Here is a 14,528-nt window from a genome sequence, read left to right as displayed (position 1 = left end):
TCAGCCTACCAGTCGGTTGACGCGGGTCATTTTCAGCAGCACCCAGATCAAGGCGCTGACCAAAGCCAACAGCACGACGCTCAGTGCCGCCCCCAGGCCCCAGTTGCTGGTCTGGAACATTTGCAGGAACACGTATTCGGCGATCATCACCGTTTGCCCGCCGCCCAACAGCACCGGCGTGATGAAGAAGCCGAGGCAGAACACGAAGACCATGATGAACGCGCCCAGCATGCCCGGCAGGGTCTGCGGCAGCAGCACTTGCCAGAAGGTACGCAAGGCACCGGCACCCAGACCGCGTGACGCCATGAGCACGCGCTGATCGAGTTGACGCATGGTCGACAGCAGCGGGAACACCGCGTACGGGATCATCACGTGGAGCATGCCGATGACCACGCCGATTTCATTGCGGCTCAGTTGCAGCGGCTGATCGATCAGACCCATGCCCATCAGCCCGTTATTGAGCACGCCGTTGCTGCGCAGGGCGATCAGCCAGCCGAAGGCGCGCACCAGCACGGAAATCCAGAAAGGGATGAAGATGCAGATCTCCACCACCCGCTGCCAGAACGGTGGGCTGAACACCCAGCAGTACGCCAGCAGATAACCGATCACCAGGGCCAGGCAGCTGACCGTCATGCACAGACGCAAGGTGCGCCAGAGCATTTCGTGGATCGCCGGATCCGTGGCGATGCGCTGGTACTGCTCGATGCCCGGCGTCGGCAGCGAGAAACTCCAGCCGACCACGCCAAGAAACGGCAGCACGTAGAAGACCAACAGCAGCACCGGCAGCGGAAACAGCAGCAAGCTGCGCTCCAGGCCCGGCGAACTGAAGCGGGGCTTGGGTCTGGTCAGGGTTGAGGTCAGGGTCGTAGTCATGGTCACAGGCTCACTTGGACAACCGCGTCAGATACTCTTCCAGGGCTTTGGAGTAGTTGTCGGCGTACCACTGGGCGTTGAGAGCGATCTGTTTTTTCAGGTTCTCTTCGGAGGCGCAGTTGGCTTCCAGTTGCTTGGCCGACATCAGCTTTTCAGTGGCGCTGTTGGACGGGCCGTTGCCCAGCAATTCGAACAGCTTGAGCTGGCCTTCCGGCTGCAAGGCGAGCTGGATGAACTGCATGGCCGGTTGCGCGCCGGCCGGGTTGCCGTTCAGCACGGCCCAGCTGCTGGAGTTGATGAAGCCGTTGTCGAAGCTCCAGCGCACGCGGTTGTCGGTGTCTTCGCTGAGCAGCTTGGCGCGGGTGTGCCAGATCGCACCGATCGACACTTCGCCGTCGACCATCAATTGCTGGCTCTCGGCGCCCGAACTCCAGAACGACAACACGTGCGGCTTGATCTCGTCGATTTTCTTCATCGCCCGAGGCACGTCCAGCGGGTAGAGCTGATCAGCCGGAACGCCATCAGCGAGCAGCGCCGCTTCGAGCATGCCGTTCATCCATTTGTACAGGGTGCGTTTGCCGGGGAATTTCTTCACGTCCCAGAAATCCGCCCAGGTCTTCGGCCCGTTGTCGCCGTACTTTTCACTGTCCCAGGCCATCACGTAGCTGAACTGGTAGCTGGCGATGCCGAAGTCCGACGCGAGTGCCGGGGCAACCTGATCGCGTTTGATCACGTTGTAGTCCAGCGGTTGCAGGATTTTTTCGCGACCCAGGACGATGGCGCTGTAACTTTCGACGTCGACTACGTCCCAGCTCGGTTGACCGCTGGCCAGTTGTGAGCGGATCGCGCCCTCGGTCGGGCCGGCGCCGTCGATGCGCACTTGAATGCCGGTGTTCTTGGTGAAGGTGTCGGTCCATGCCGAACGGAACGCATTCAGCGCATCGCCCCCCCAGTTGACCACGACCAGCGGCTTGTCGGCCGACCAACTGATGCCGCTGCGCAGCGCCAAAGGCACGGCCGCCAACAGGCCCATGGCCTGGATGAAGGTGCGACGGTTGATCTGACCATCGCGGGCCTTTTCGATAAGCACTTCGATGCAGTCTTGTTGGTGATCCTGGCGCATGGGCAAGTCCTCAGTCGGCGGGTGCCTGCATGGGCTCCGGCCTTTTTGTTGTCATTGGAAGAGAGCTTTGTGTCGCAAATTCTTGGGGGTCAGGCCTGTAGCAGGAAGCTTTGTTGCACTGGCCAACTCAGCCACACCGGCGCACCGCTGGGCATCTGCGCGCCAGGGTGATTACCCGGCACGGACAGGTTGATCGGCAGCGTGTCGCCGCCAACCTTCAAGGCCAGATGGGTGCTGGAGCCTTGATAAACCTTGTCGGTCAGCTGTGCCGGCATCACGTTGTAGCCCTCCATGGTCGGGCAGTCGCTGTGCAACTCCATGTGCTCGGGGCGCACCGCCAGTACGATCGGAGCGGTGCTCAACGCGTTCGGCGCGACGGCGTGCAGGACGCTGGTACCGCAGCGGCCGCTGGCGGTTTGGCCGTTGCGGGTCAGGTTGTCCAGCGGGAACAGGTTCATCTTGCCGAGGAATTCGGCGACGAAACGGCTCTCGGGGCGGTTGTAGATGTTTTCCGGGGTGTCGACCTGGGTCAGCTTTCCGTGATTGAAAATCGCGATACGCGAGGACAATGCCAGGGCTTCGTTCTGGTCGTGGGTGACAAACACAAAACTGGTGCCGACCTGTCGGTGGATGCGCTGCAGCTCGGTTTGCAGTTGTTCACGCAGGTTCTTGTCCAGTGCCGACAGCGGTTCATCGAGCAACAGCAATTCCGGTTCGAACACCAGCGCCCGGGCAATCGCCACGCGCTGCTGCTGTCCGCCCGACATCTCGGCGGGCTTCTTGTGCATGTGTGCACCGAGGCCGACCACTTCGAGAATGTGCTTGACCCGGCGGTTGCGTTCTTCAGTCGGGACTTTGCGGATGCGCAGCGGGTAGGCCACGTTGTCGGCGACGGTCATGTGCGGGAACAGCGCATAACCCTGGAACACCATGCCGTAGTTCCGCTTCTCGGCGGAGCGCCGGATGATGTCGACGCCTTGCTCCATCAGCTTGCCGGAGGTCGGGCTGAGGAAGCCGGCCAGGATCATCAGCAAGGTGGTTTTGCCCGAGCCGGACGGGCCCAGCAGGGTCAGGAATTCGCCTTGGCGAACATCCAGATCGACGTTATCCAGCGCCGCGAAACGGCCGTAATACTGGCTGATACCTTGAGCGCTGAGCTGAATCGCTGAACGGCTGGACACAATGAGGTTCCTCTTTTTATTGCCCATATAACGTACGAGGACGGATGCAAATCCGAAATGGGCTTTGGGCCTATTATTGTTAAAAATATCGCTACATCAATGGAATTATTTTGCGCGTATTGGTTAGTTTTATTGAACAAATACAGAGCCTGTTTCAGCTCTGGCGCAATGCCCTGAGATAGAGCTTTACCCTGTAGGAGCGAGCCTGCTCGCGATGAGGCCATGCCATTCAACCGTGATGCTGCTGACACAACGCTATCGCGATCAGGCTTGCTCCTACAGGGGATATGCCGCGTGTTTCAGAGCGTGTCCTGCCACGTCTGGTGCGACGACTGAAGCTGCGTCTTCACCCAGTTGCTGAACGCCTGCACCACCGCACGCTCAGCCTTCTGCGGATCGGCCGCCAGGTAGTAGCCACGGTGCAAATCGATGGTGATGTCGAACGGTCGCACCAGCAGCCCTTTGGACAAGGCATCACCGCTGATCAGGTTGTCGCCAATGGCGATGCCCTGGCCGGCGATGCATGCCGACTGCGCGCAGTGCGCATCGGAGAACAGGATGCCGCTCACCGCGTTGACGCCCGAGGCGCCGGCGGCGGTCAGCCAGACGCGCCAGTCGGAGTAATCGGTCATGTGCAGCAACGGGAAGTTGCTCAGCTCCTGCGGGTTTTTCAGGCCGCTCAACGCGTTGATCAGGCGCGGACTGCACACCGGGAAGAAGCGCAGTGCAACGATTTCTTCAACAATCATTTCCGGCCAGTCACCAATGCCATAGGCGATGAACAGATCGGCGCCGGGGTTGTTGACGTCGTCCGGTGTGCGCGGCGAGATCAGCTGCAGTTGCACTTGCGGGTACTGCCGCAAGAACGCGCCGATGTGGTGACACAACCAATAAGTCGCGAACCCCGGCGCACAACTGACGCACAGCCGTCCGGAGATTTCCTGATCGTCGATCAACTGTCCGGCATCGAGCAGGTTCAACAAAATCCCGTGTACCTCCCGCGCATAGCGCTCTCCCTGATACGTCAGGCCGATCCCTCGGCCAATGCGCTCGGTCAGAGTGAAGCCCACGCATTCCTCAAGCTTGCTGATCTGGTGACTGATGGCGCTGCGGGTCAGGTTCAGTTCACGGGCGGCGATCGACACGCTGCCTGTGCGGGCAACCGCGTCCAGTGCGCGAAGGGCGGTCATCGAAGGAAAACGCATAAATCATCCCGTTCTTGTTGTGGGTGGTTCGTATGGTGACGTAAATCGAACAGTCAGGCCAAAAAAAATCGATTGTTGTATCGGTTGGTTCAACAATACTAGCCCCACTTGTCACTGGGTCAGTCAGGCCCGTCATCAAAAGAGGTGCTGCATGACCCGTTGTGCCCAGGCGCTCGTTCAGTTGCTGGAAGGCTATGGCGTTGAAACCGTCTTTGGCATTCCCGGCGTGCACACCGTCGAGCTGTACCGCGGCTTGCACGGCAGTCGCCTGAAGCACGTCAGCCCGCGTCACGAGCAGGGTGCCGGTTTCATGGCTGACGGTTATGCCCGCGCCAGCGGTAAACCGGGTGTGTGTTTCATCATCACCGGCCCGGGCATGACCAACATCATCACCGCCATGGGCCAGGCCTATGCGGACTCGGTGCCGATGCTGGTGATCTCCACCTGCAACCGTCGCGAGCACTTGCGCCTGGGTCATGGTCACCTGCATGAACTGCCGGATCAGCGCGCGCTGGTCGCCGGGGTCTGCGCCTTCAGCCACACATTGCAGCACCCTTCGCAATTGCCGGAAGTGCTGGCGCGGGCCTTTGCCCTGTTTGGCTGCACGCGGCCACGGCCGGTGCACATCGAGATTCCGCTGGATGTGCTGGAGATGTCCGCCGAGGGGCTGGACTTGCGTCCTCGCGCGCTGCCGGCAGCTCCGGCCCCGGCCCCGGAGTCTATCGACGCCGCTGTCGATTTAATCAAGTGCGCGCAACGTCCATTGATTTTGGCCGGTGGCGGTGCACGCCGGGCCGCTGAAGCGCTGAGCGCGCTCGCCGAACGCTTGCAAGCACCGGTGGCGCTGACCACCAATGCCCGGGGTTTGCTGGCTCCCGAACATCCGTTGTTGCTCGACGGCGTGCAGTCCTCGGCCCATGGTCGCGAACTCATCGCCGAGGCGGATGTGGTGCTGGCGGTCGGTACTGAACTGGGAGAAACCGACTACGACTTTTTCGGTCTTGGCCCTGTGCAGTTCAAGGCACCGCTGATTCGCCTGGACATCGATCCCCTGCAAATAATCGGGGTACAAGCGGCAACCGTCGGCTTGCTTGGCGATGCCGAACAGGGACTGCTCACGTTGCTCGATCGACTGCCACAACGCCAGGCCGATCCAGCCTGGGCCGCTGAACGAGTGAGCCGTGTCAACGCGATCGAACGCGCTGGCTGGAGCGCCAGGCAACACCGCATGCAACGGCTGCTCGACACGGTGCGCGATCACTTGCCGGAGCCGCTGATCGTCGGCGACTCGACGCAACCGGTGTATCAGGGCGCCCTCGGCTACAGAGCACCGACACCCAACAGCTGGTTCAACGCCGGCAGCGGCTACGGCACCCTCGGCTACGGTTTGCCCGCCGCCATCGGCGCCAGGCTCGCTCAACCCTCACGCCCGGTGGTGGCGTTGGTCGGCGACGGTGGCTTGCAGTTCTCCAGCGCCGAACTGATCGCCGCCAAAGAAGCCGGCGTCGGCGTGATCCTGCTGCTATGGAACAACAGCAGCTACGCGGAAATCCGCGACTACATGAATGCCAAAGCAGTGCCGTTGCTGGGCGTGGACATCCTCGCGCCGGACTTCGCCGCGCTCGCACAAAGCTGCCACGTCAGCCATCACCGGGTGAACAACCTGCACGGCTTGCGCGAGCTGCTGGAGCTACTCGGCAACATCAACGAACCGGTCATGGTCGAGGTCGACGCCGCGGCGTTTCTGGCTGACTAAAACAACAATAATTTTTTCAGGTCCCCGACTCGCATCACGAACGGCGGACCTTTCAATCTCCCTGAACCCGAAGGTGGCTTACATGGCTGAGTCCGATAACTTTTCCTCTACCCATTCCGTGCAGGGGACCTACGCTGATCTGATCCTCGCCAACGGTCGTATCTACACCCAGGACCCTGCCAACCCATGGGCCGAAGCGGTGGCGATTCGCAATGGCAAGTTGATCGGTGTCGCCGGGGCCACCCAGATCGAAATGTTCAAGGGCCCGAACACCCGTGTGCATGACCTGCAAGGCGCGTTCTGCATGCCGGGCCTGCACGACATGCACACGCACCCCGACCTCGCGCTGGCGCCGCGCTACGCCGATGACCTCGATGTCGGCATCGAAGACCCAACCCCGGAACAACTGCGCGAAAGCATCCTCGCCTATGCCGACAGCCATCCGGGCGACGGCTGGATCTACGGTCAATACTGGGTGCGCTACACCTTCCGCGAAGCCGGCCTGACGCCGGGCCGCGCCTGGCTCGACAGCGTGATGCCGGACCGTCCGGTGGCGCTGCTCGACCGCATGTGGGGCACCATGATGGTCAACTCCAAGGCCCTGGAACTGGCCGGCATCGATGGCAACACCTCCGATCCGCGCAACGGCTACTTCGAGCGCGACGAGCTGACCGGCGAACCCACCGGCCTGATGATCGACGGCGCCTACGCGATGATCCACGCCGCGATGCCGCCGACCCCGGTCAGCGTGCTGCGTCGCGCCTATCGAGACGGTGTGCATTTCCAGAGCTCGCGCGGTGTCACGGCGAGCAAATACGTGCACGTCTGCGAACAACGTTTGCAAGCCCTGAAGGAACTCGACGACAGCGGCGAACTGACCGTGCGCATCGAAGCCGCGATCAGTTGGCAGGACGATATTTTCCCTGTGCGTCGCCGCTGGGAACTGCTGGCCGGCGAGCGTCACTACTACCGCAGCGCGCGCCTGAGCGCCAACGCGGTGAAGTTCCACTTCGACGGCACCGTCGAACCGAAATCTTCCTACCTGCTGACCCCGTGGCCAGAGGAAAAGAGCTGGCGCGGCAAGCTCAACCTGACCCCGGAACACATCACAGACATGGTGGTGGACATGGACCGCAAAGGCATCCGCGTGATTGCCCACTGCACCGGTGACGGCGCGTCAGACGTGTTCCTCGATGCCGTGGCCGAGGCCCGTCGGCGCAACGGTTTCAGCGGCGTGCGCCACCAGTGCGCCCACAGCACCTTGTTGCATCCGGGCAACTTGCCACGCTTCAAGGAACTGAATGTCATCGCCGAATTCTCTCCAGCTGCCTGGTATCCGACGCCGTTCGCCAGCGGTGCACGCTCCGGTTACGGCCAGGAACGCCTCAAGCGCATCTACGATTTCAAAGGCGTGCTCGCCGCAGGCGGTACGGCGGTGATGGGCACCGATTGGCCGGTGGCGTCCATCGACCCATGGCTGGCGCTGGAAACCATGATCACCCGACAGAACCCGTGGAACGACGACCCTGCCTGCTTCGGCGACCCGATCAGCCTCGAACAGGCACTGACCGTCATCACCAGCAACGGCGCCATCGCCATGGGCCTGGAACACAGCACCGGCAGCCTGCAAGTGGGCAAGGCGGCGGACCTGATCGTCATCGATCGCGACCTGTTCGCTGCGCCAGCGCGCAACTACATCCACAAGACCCAGGTGCTGCTGACTTTCGTTGAAGGGCAACTGGTTTACGACCGCCATTCGACGCTGGCCGATGTCGGACTCAAAGCCGTGTGGCAGGGCGAACCACCGGTACTGGAGGGCAAGGCAGAATGACTTCCCAACGCATCGCTGTGACCGTCGTTTCGGGCTTCCTCGGCGCCGGTAAAACCACGTTGCTCAACCGCATGGTACGCCGTGCCGAAGGCAGTCGGCTGGCGGTGATCGTCAACGACTTCGGCGAGCTGAACATCGATGCGGCGATCGTTTCCGAAGTGACGGATGCCGTGTACAGCCTGCAAAACGGCTGCATCTGCTGCACCGTGCAGGAAGATTTGCTGGCCCAGCTCGCCAGCCTGGCGCAGCTTGAACCAAGATTGGAACGCATCGTCATCGAGTGCAGCGGCGTGTCCGACCCGCAGCGCATCGTGCAGACCCTGGCCTACCCGCAACTGCGCAGTCAGATGCAACTGGACATGGTCATCACCGTGGTCGACGCCACTCGCCATCTGCAACTCGATGGCGAGTACGCGCGACTGGCCCGGGCGCAGGTAGCCGCTGCCGACTTGCTGCTGTTGAACAAGACCGATCTGGTCGACGAGCCACAGTTGCAGGCGTTGCGCGAGGCCTTGAGCCTCAGGACGCGCGTGCATGAAAGCGTGCAGGCGCAACTGCCGGATGCGCTGTGGCTCGACACCGATCTGGAGCTTGAGCCGCGCAAAGTGAAACCGCTGACACGGGTGTCCGATGGCGATCACGGCGAGATGTTCAGCAGTTGGTTGTGGCAGAGCGATTCGGCGCTCGATGCCGAAGGATTGCGTGGCTGGTTGCAGGCGTTGCCGAGTGATGTGTTCCGGGTCAAGGGACTGGTGAAGCTGGCGCAGGGCAACAAGGCGCATTGGTTGCAACACGTCGGCACGCGCAGTCAGTTTCTGCCGGCCACGGATGAAGCGCAGGCCACTGCCACGCGGCTGGTGTTCATTGCCCGCCGTGGCTTCGACGGCTGGGAAGCATTGGGGCAAGGGCTTGAGGCTTGCACTGTGAAGGTGGCCGCATGAGCCCGACCGAACAACGTCTGCGTGAAGAACTCGCTGCCTGCTATCGGCTGGTGGCGCATTTCCGCATGACTGACCTGATTTTCACCCACATTTCTGTGCGCATTCCGGGGCCTGAACATCATTTTCTGATCAACCCTTACGGGCTGATGTTTGATGAGATCACCGCGTCGAATCTGGTAAAGATCGACCTCAACGGTCAAGCCGTCGAGTCGTCGCCGTACCCGGTGAATCCGGCTGGTTTCGTGATTCACAGTGCGATCCACGGCGCCCGCGAAGACGCGCAATGCGTGCTGCACACCCACACCCGATCCGGTTGCGCGGTGGCGGCGTTGCAGTGCGGTTTGTTACCGGTGAACCAGATTTCCATGGAGTTCTACGGCCGGGTTGCCTACCACGACTACGAAGGCGTGGCGCTGGACATGAGTGAGCAGCAACGCTTGGTGGCGGACATTGGTGACATGCCGGTATTGATGCTGCGCAACCATGGTTTGCTGACGGTGGGGGAGACGGTGGGGCAGGCGTTCATGCGCATGTATTACCTGGAAAAGGCCTGCGACATTCAGCTGGCGGCCATGGCGGCGGGGGAGTTGGTGCTGCCGCCGGCGCAGGTGTGTGCGCATACCGAACGCCAGTTCAATGATCCGGGGCGACCGCTGGATGAGGGTGAGCTGGCTGATCCGGATGCGATGCAACTGGCTTGGGCGGCGTTGTTGAGATTGCTGGAGCGGGTGGCTCCGGGTTATCGGGATTGATCAGTGGCTCTGTGGTGCGTCAGCTGACGCTATCGCTAGCTCCCACACTTGACCTGTGATCGACACAAATCCCCTGTGGGAGCCAGCCTGCTGGCGATAGGGCCTTATGGGGCACCACACCTTTTCAGGCCTGCCCCGGTGTATTCAGGTTCATGGATCGCACCGCCAGTGCCGAAGCGGTTTCTTCATCAACCGGCAACGAAAACCGGAACGTCGCGCCGCGCCCCGGCACATCGATCAACTGAATCTCAAGCCCATGCAATTGCAGGATGCGATGCACGATGCGCAATCCCAACCCGCCATCGCGCCGCGCACCGCCAATGTTGAATGGCCGCAAGAACAACCCTTCACGCAATTGCGGGGCAATCCCCGACCCTGTGTCGCTGACGGTCACCTCAATAAACGACCCTTGCGGGCGCAAGCCAAGTTCGACTTCTCCGCCCAGCGGGGTATGGCGCAAAGCGTTGTCGAACAGGTTGGTCAGTACCCGTTCGATCAGTCCCAGATCGGCGCAGGCCGCTGAAACGTTCGGCGCGAACGTGGCCTTCAGTTCGACCTGACGCGCTTCGGCGGTGAGTTCGAATTTCTGGAAAATGTCCTGAGCCAGATCGGTCAGGGAAAACCGTTCCAGCACCGGTTGCACAAAACCATGCTCCAGTCGCACCAGTTCCAGCAGCGATTGCGCCAGGCCACCGACCTTGCGGCTTTGATCCAGCGCGATGCCCAGGTAGCGGCGGCGATCGGCGGGGGACAGCGTGGCGTCCTTGAGCGACAGGGTTTCCAGATAACCGTGCAGTGAGGCCAATGGCGTGCGCAAGTCGTGGGAAATGTTCGCCACCAGTTCACGGCGTTCCTGATCCTGGCGGGTCAACGAGCGCCATTGCTCACCGAGGCGTGCCTGCATCTGCCGAAACGTGGCGTCGAGGATGGCGATTTCATCGTGGCTGGCGGTTTTTTCCGGCGGGAGGGGCAGGGCCGGGGTCACCGGGACGCCGTCGATGTCGAACTGGCTGACGGTTTCGGTGAGGCGACGCAATGGCCGGGTAATCAGGGCAAACGCGGTGAGACCGGCAATCAGGCACAGCAGCGCGACCAGCCCGATGGAGAGCAGGGCGGTGTTGAGTGCGGCGCTGGTCGCACCGCGCTCGGCCAGTCGATCATGGTCTTCACCGAGCAGCACCACGTAGAGATAACCGGCCGGTTTGCCGTCGACCTTCAACGGCGCGGCGCTGAACACCTTGCGTGCATCGACGCTGCGCGGGTCGTCGCCGGGAATCGGCAGCGGGTCACCCCGTAGCAGGCGCTGGATCGGTGCCAGGTCAACCTTCTCCCGGCGAATCCGGCCTTCGGGTGCGGCGCTGCCGACAATCTTGCCCTCGGTGTCGAGCAGGTACACCTCGACACTCGGGTTGACCTGCATCAGCTTGCTGAACAGATCACGCACGGCATTGGGCATCAGCCCCTGAGTGTCCATCAGTACGGTGTCGCGGGCGATGTGTTGCGCCAGGTCGCGGGACAAGCCTTGCACCACTTCCTGCTCATGCATCTGGTTGGAGCGCACTTGCATCCATGCCGAGGTGCCGCAGCACACCAGCAGCAACACGGCGAACACCAGCGACAGGCGCTGCGTCAGGGTCAGCCTCATGGCGGCGACTCCTCACCGGTGGCAAATTTGTAGCCGCGGCCCCACACCGTGAGGATGCGCACCGGTTGCGCCGGATCGGCCTCGATCTTGGCGCGCAGGCGATTGATGTGGGTGTTGACCGTGTGCTCGTAGCCTTCGTGGCTGTAGCCCCACACGGCATTGAGCAGGTCCATGCGCGAAAACACCTTGCCGGGCTGACGGGCGAAAAAGTACAGGAGGTCGAACTCCCGGGGCGTGAGGTCCAGGCGCCGACCGTCGAGGGCCACTTCGCGGGTGATCGGGTCGATGGCCAGGCCATCGAGGAGCAGGCTGCCGGCGTCCATCTTCAGGTTACGCGCCATGGCCTCGACCCGGCGCAGCAGGGCTTTGACCCGGGCCACCAGTTCGAGCATGGAAAACGGCTTGGCCAGGTAGTCATCGGCCCCCAGTTCGAGGCCGAGAATCCGGTGCACTTCGCTGGAGCGGGCGCTGGTAATGATGATTGGCGTGTAGCGCGCCATGGCCCGGGCGCGGCGGCAGATTTCCAGGCCATCGACGCCGGGGAGCATCAGGTCAAGGATCAAGGCGTCCCAGTTGCCTTGCTGCAACAGGCGCATGCCTTCAGTGCCATCGGCACTGTGCACCACCTCGAACTGCTCATCACGCAGATGCAGGCAGATCAGGTCGGCGATGTGCATGTCGTCCTCGACCACGAGGACGCGTTTGGTCTGTTCCATCCTGCTCAATCCTTCTGCGCAATGCTCGTAATGCCACTGTAGGCGCGGCATACGCATTGTGCGGTTTTTTCGCAGCCCGAGTTATCACGAATTGTTTAACTCCCCGTGAGGATTTGGCGATCACCCCAAGCCTAGGCTGTGTTCCATGAAACACCCTGGATTTTTGGAGGCACACATGTTTTCACGACGGCAATTTCTTGTAGCAAGCGGCGGGTTGGGGGTGGCGGCCCTGGCGATCGGCCTGTTGCCGAAGTTTTCCACAGGTTCGGCGCTGATCAGCGAGGCCGACGCAGCGCAGGTGTTCGAAGTGACCCACAGCGACAGCGAATGGCACGCAATCCTCAGTGACGAACAGTACGAAATCCTCCGCGAAGAAGGCACCGAACGCGCCTACAGCAGCCCGCTGAACAACGAGCACCGCGACGGCACGTTCGCCTGCGCCGGCTGCGATCTGCCGCTGTTTTCCTCGGCGACCAAGTTCGACAGCCGCACCGGTTGGCCGAGTTTCTGGGCGCCGCTGGACAAGGCCGTGGCCACCCGTCAGGACCGCGCCTTCGGCATGGTCCGTGAAGAAGTGCATTGCCGGCGTTGCGGCGGGCATTTGGGCCATGTCTTCGATGACGGCCCGAAACCCACCGGCCTGCGCTACTGCATGAACGGGTTGGCGATGAAGTTCGAGCCCAAGACCGTCTGATCCGCTCCACTCACTTTTTAGCAGGTAAACGCCATGTGGCTCCTGATCCTCGCCTATCTCGGTGGTGTGCTGACGATTGTCAGCCCGTGCATTCTGCCGGTACTGCCGTTTGTCTTCGCCCGCACCGGGCAGCCGTTCATGAAGAGTGGTTTGCCGCTGCTGGCGGGGATGGCGCTGACCTTTGCGCTGGTCGCCACGCTGGCGGCGGTGGGTGGCGGTTGGGTGGTGCAGCTCAATCAGTACGGGCGCTGGCTGGCGCTGGTGTTCGTCGCGCTGTTCGGCCTGACCCTGATGCTGCCGCAACTGGCCGAGCGCCTGACCCGGCCCTTGGTCGCGGCGGGCAGTCGCCTGTCGGAAGCGGCGGGTGCCGATGCGCGGCCGCGTCCCGGGGCTTCGTTCCTGATCGGCGTAGCCACAGGGCTGCTGTGGGCGCCATGTGCCGGACCGATTCTCGGTTTGCTGCTGACCGGTGCGGCGCTGCAAGGCGCAAGCATCCAGACCACCTTGTTGCTGCTGGCTTACGCTGCCGGTGCGGCGACGTCCCTGGCGTTGGCGTTGCTGCTGGGCGGTAAAGTCTTCACCGCAATGAAACGCTCGATCGGTGCCGGTGAGTGGGTGCGGCGTGGCTTGGGCGCGGCGATGCTGGCTGGTGTGGCGGCGATTGCGCTGGGACTGGACACCGGGATTCTGGCGCGGGTTTCGACGGCTTCCACCGGCGGCATCGAGCAAGTGTTGGTGGAACAGTTGGCCGGTAAATCGCCGCGTAGCAGCGGGGCGATGATGGCGCAAAACCCGGCTGCATCAGGCGCAATGCAAGTGGCTGAAAAAACCACGGGCAGCTTGCCGGTCGAAGGCAACCTGCCGCCGCTGGACGGCGCCGTGCAGTGGCTCAATTCACCACCGCTCGACGCCCAGGCCTTGAAGGGCAAGGTCGTGCTGGTGGATTTCTGGACCTACTCCTGCATCAACTGCCTGCGCTCGCTGCCTTACGTGAAAGCCTGGGCCGAGAAGTACCGTGATCAGGGCCTGGTGGTGATTGGTGTACACGCACCGGAGTTCGCCTTCGAACGCGACATCAAGAACGTCACCAAAGCCATGAAGGACCTGGGCATCAACTACCCGGTGGCCATCGACAACGAGTTCAAGATCTGGCGTGCCTTCAACAACGAGTACTGGCCGGCGCACTATTTTGCCGACGCCCAGGGCCGCATCCGTTACCACCATTTCGGCGAAGGCGCCTACGACGAATCGGAACGGGTCATCCAGCAACTGTTGCGCGAGGCTGGCGCCGCCAAGGTTTCGGACGGGCTGATCAATGCCAAGGCCGACGGTGTGCAAATGGCGCCGGACCGCAACGAAGTGCAATCGCCGGAAACCTATGTCGGCTACCAGCGTGCCGAGCATTTCGTACCGGAAACCGCGTTGGTGCCCGACAAAGTCGCCGCTTACAACCCACCGGCACAACTGGCGCTCAACGACTGGAGCCTGGGCGGCCAATGGCATGTCGGCTCGGAGCGTGCCACCGCCAGCGTTGCGGACAGTCGCATCGTTTATCGCTTCCACGCCCGGGATTTGCATCTGGTGCTCGGCCCCGGCGTCGATGGCAAACCGGTGCGTTTCAAGGTGCTGATCGACGGCAAGGCCCCGGGCGATGACCACGGCATGGACGTGGCCCCTGATGGCAGCGGCACCGTGACTGACCAGCGTTTGTATCAACTGGTGCGGCAGAACGGCGGCGTGACTGACCGAACCTTCAGCATCGAGTTTCTTGATCCGGGCGCATCGGCCTACGCCTTTACCTTCGGCTGATT

Annotated in this window: 12 protein-coding genes; 6 read left to right on the top strand and 6 right to left on the bottom strand. The window is 62.2% G+C overall.

Annotation, left to right across the window (positions count from 1 at the left end; genetic code table 11):
• The 4 genes from ACNYC6_RS08675 to ACNYC6_RS08660 form a co-directional block, all read right to left on the bottom strand.
• The gene (locus ACNYC6_RS08675; RefSeq protein ID WP_419711943.1) at window positions 1-873 is read right to left on the bottom strand and encodes an ABC transporter permease; all 873 of its coding nucleotides are present in this window, start codon (window positions 871-873) and stop codon (window positions 1-3) included.
• A gap of 10 nt (window positions 874-883) precedes the next feature.
• The gene (locus tag ACNYC6_RS08670; RefSeq protein ID WP_419711942.1) at window positions 884-1,996 is read right to left on the bottom strand and encodes an ABC transporter substrate-binding protein; all 1,113 of its coding nucleotides are present in this window, start codon (window positions 1,994-1,996) and stop codon (window positions 884-886) included.
• 89 nt (window positions 1,997-2,085) lie between these two features.
• On the bottom strand, window positions 2,086-3,177 hold the full coding sequence (locus ACNYC6_RS08665; RefSeq protein WP_419711941.1) for an ABC transporter ATP-binding protein: 1,092 nt from the start codon (window positions 3,175-3,177) through the stop codon (window positions 2,086-2,088).
• A gap of 299 nt (window positions 3,178-3,476) precedes the next feature.
• Window positions 3,477-4,382: a LysR substrate-binding domain-containing protein gene (locus tag ACNYC6_RS08660; RefSeq protein ID WP_419711940.1), complete on the bottom strand. Its 906-nt coding sequence runs from the start codon at window positions 4,380-4,382 to the stop codon at window positions 3,477-3,479.
• A 151-nt stretch (window positions 4,383-4,533) separates the two neighbouring features.
• Here ACNYC6_RS08660 and ACNYC6_RS08655 point away from each other — a divergent pair, with 151 nt between their 5' ends.
• The 4 genes from ACNYC6_RS08655 to ACNYC6_RS08640 all read left to right on the top strand — a co-directional run bounded on the left by ACNYC6_RS08655 (window position 4,534) and on the right by ACNYC6_RS08640 (window position 9,662).
• Window positions 4,534-6,138, top strand: a complete 1,605-nt coding sequence (locus tag ACNYC6_RS08655) for a 5-guanidino-2-oxopentanoate decarboxylase (RefSeq protein ID WP_419711939.1) — start codon at window positions 4,534-4,536, stop codon at window positions 6,136-6,138.
• A gap of 82 nt (window positions 6,139-6,220) precedes the next feature.
• A complete protein-coding gene (locus ACNYC6_RS08650; RefSeq protein WP_419711938.1) occupies window positions 6,221-7,969 on the top strand; it encodes an amidohydrolase in 1,749 nt (582 codons plus the stop codon).
• A complete protein-coding gene (locus ACNYC6_RS08645) occupies window positions 7,966-8,910 on the top strand; it encodes a CobW family GTP-binding protein (RefSeq protein ID WP_419711937.1) in 945 nt (314 codons plus the stop codon). Before ACNYC6_RS08650 ends, ACNYC6_RS08645 begins: the two co-directional genes overlap by 4 nt.
• Window positions 8,907-9,662 (top strand): class II aldolase/adducin family protein, encoded by a 756-nt coding sequence (locus tag ACNYC6_RS08640; protein WP_419711936.1) that lies wholly within the window; start codon window positions 8,907-8,909, stop codon window positions 9,660-9,662. Before ACNYC6_RS08645 ends, ACNYC6_RS08640 begins: the two co-directional genes overlap by 4 nt.
• Before the next feature lie 124 nt (window positions 9,663-9,786).
• Here the strand turns inward: ACNYC6_RS08640 and ACNYC6_RS08635 are convergent, their stop codons facing one another.
• Together ACNYC6_RS08635 and ACNYC6_RS08630 are read right to left on the bottom strand one after the other, a co-directional pair.
• Entirely contained in the window at window positions 9,787-11,307 is a 1,521-nt protein-coding gene (locus ACNYC6_RS08635) for a HAMP domain-containing sensor histidine kinase (RefSeq protein WP_419711935.1), read from the bottom strand.
• A complete protein-coding gene (locus tag ACNYC6_RS08630) occupies window positions 11,304-12,023 on the bottom strand; it encodes a response regulator transcription factor (protein WP_419711934.1) in 720 nt (239 codons plus the stop codon). Before ACNYC6_RS08630 ends, ACNYC6_RS08635 begins: the two co-directional genes overlap by 4 nt.
• Before the next feature lie 175 nt (window positions 12,024-12,198).
• Here ACNYC6_RS08630 and msrB point away from each other — a divergent pair, with 175 nt between their 5' ends.
• Both msrB and ACNYC6_RS08620 read left to right on the top strand, forming a co-directional pair.
• Complete coding sequence (gene msrB, locus ACNYC6_RS08625; RefSeq protein ID WP_419711933.1) at window positions 12,199-12,717, top strand: peptide-methionine (R)-S-oxide reductase MsrB; 519 nt, start codon at window positions 12,199-12,201, stop codon at window positions 12,715-12,717.
• Window positions 12,718-12,750: 33 nt separating this feature from the next.
• Window positions 12,751-14,526, top strand: coding sequence for a cytochrome c biogenesis protein DipZ (locus ACNYC6_RS08620; RefSeq protein ID WP_419711932.1), 1,776 nt, complete (start codon window positions 12,751-12,753; stop codon window positions 14,524-14,526).
• Window positions 14,527-14,528: the final 2 nt, after the last annotated feature.

Origin of the sequence: Pseudomonas sp. NFX224 (assembly GCF_048565165.1) — a bacterium.
GTDB lineage: Bacteria > Pseudomonadota > Gammaproteobacteria > Pseudomonadales > Pseudomonadaceae > Aquipseudomonas.
Note: the sequence above shows the minus strand (reverse complement) of the source record. Positions and strands in the feature narration are given on the sequence as shown.

Bases quoted from the DNA above. Each gene is read 5' to 3' on its own strand.
- ACNYC6_RS08675 (WP_419711943.1), bottom strand. From the start codon at position 873: ATGACTACGACCCTGACCTCAACCCTGACCAGACCCAAGCCCCGCTTC.
- ACNYC6_RS08670 (WP_419711942.1), bottom strand. From the start codon at position 1,996: ATGCGCCAGGATCACCAACAAGACTGCATCGAAGTGCTTATCGAAAAG.
- ACNYC6_RS08660 (WP_419711940.1), bottom strand. From the start codon at position 4,382: ATGCGTTTTCCTTCGATGACCGCCCTTCGCGCACTGGACGCGGTTGCC.
- ACNYC6_RS08655 (WP_419711939.1), top strand. From the start codon at position 4,534: ATGACCCGTTGTGCCCAGGCGCTCGTTCAGTTGCTGGAAGGCTATGGC.
- ACNYC6_RS08650 (WP_419711938.1), top strand. From the start codon at position 6,221: ATGGCTGAGTCCGATAACTTTTCCTCTACCCATTCCGTGCAGGGGACC.
- ACNYC6_RS08645 (WP_419711937.1), top strand. From the start codon at position 7,966: ATGACTTCCCAACGCATCGCTGTGACCGTCGTTTCGGGCTTCCTCGGC.
- ACNYC6_RS08640 (WP_419711936.1), top strand. From the start codon at position 8,907: ATGAGCCCGACCGAACAACGTCTGCGTGAAGAACTCGCTGCCTGCTAT.
- ACNYC6_RS08635 (WP_419711935.1), bottom strand. From the start codon at position 11,307: ATGAGGCTGACCCTGACGCAGCGCCTGTCGCTGGTGTTCGCCGTGTTG.
- ACNYC6_RS08630 (WP_419711934.1), bottom strand. From the start codon at position 12,023: ATGGAACAGACCAAACGCGTCCTCGTGGTCGAGGACGACATGCACATC.
- msrB (WP_419711933.1), top strand. From the start codon at position 12,199: ATGTTTTCACGACGGCAATTTCTTGTAGCAAGCGGCGGGTTGGGGGTG.
- ACNYC6_RS08620 (WP_419711932.1), top strand. From the start codon at position 12,751: ATGTGGCTCCTGATCCTCGCCTATCTCGGTGGTGTGCTGACGATTGTC.